Below are 871 nucleotides of genomic sequence, written 5' to 3'. Positions count from 1 at the left end.
GCGACCGTGCTCGGCATCGTCCGGGCCGTCGACTCCGGCCAGCTCGCCGGCCCCTGACCGCGGCCCCGTGCGGGGACGGATGACCCACCTTCGCGGCGTCCCGGGCACCCGCTGAGCGTGGGCTGGCGACGAAGGTGCGTCATCTGTCCCGCCGACGGGGGGCTGGAGCCGGGGAAGGGGTCGCTCGCGAGCGTGCGAGCGTCCGACGCTTCACTCCGGCATGCGGTGTCGCTCAGCCCGCGGGCCGGCATACGCCCACGGGTGGTGACGACAGCCGTGCAGACGCCGGCCATTCCCACTTCGGAAGTAGGAAAGGCCCGGAGTGTGGACCTGATCCGGCGACGGATAAGGCGCGGTTATACATTCGATTACATGACCGTCACCGAGACTTCCGGCCCGGCCCCTCGCGCCGCCACCCGCCCGCCCCGCGGTGACCGCTCGAACGGGCAGTGGAACGTCGACGGGCAGACGCCGCTCAACGCCAACGAGGTGTGGAAGCAGGAGGAGGGCGGCCTCGCCGTCCGCGAGCGGATCGAGAAAATCTACGCCAAGGGCGGCTTCGACTCGATCCCGGCCCAGGACCTGACCGGCCGGTTCCGCTGGTGGGGCCTCTACACGCAGCGCAAGCCCGGCATCGACGGCGGCCGCACCGCGCAGCTGAGCGACGACGAGCTCTCCGACCGCTACTTCATGCTCCGCGTCCGCACCGACGGGCAGGCCCTGAGCGCGGAGGCGGTGCGCGTGCTGGGCGGCATCTCGGCGGACTTCGCCCGCGGGACCGCCGACATCACCGACCGGCAGAACCTGCAGTACCACTGGATCGACATCGAGAGCATGCCGGAGATCTGGCGTCGCCTCGAGACGGTCGGGC

Annotated in this window: 1 pseudogene; it reads left to right on the top strand. The window is 71.4% G+C overall.

The features are described 5' to 3' along the window. Positions 1-372: 372 nt before the first annotated feature. Positions 373-871: pseudogene (locus ABD194_RS20160) on the top strand (nitrite/sulfite reductase); the annotation flags it as partial.

It is taken from the genome of Terrabacter terrae (assembly GCF_039529575.1).
Taxonomy (GTDB): domain Bacteria; phylum Actinomycetota; class Actinomycetes; order Actinomycetales; family Dermatophilaceae; genus Terrabacter; species Terrabacter terrae.
This window is presented reverse-complemented; position numbering and strand designations above follow the sequence as displayed.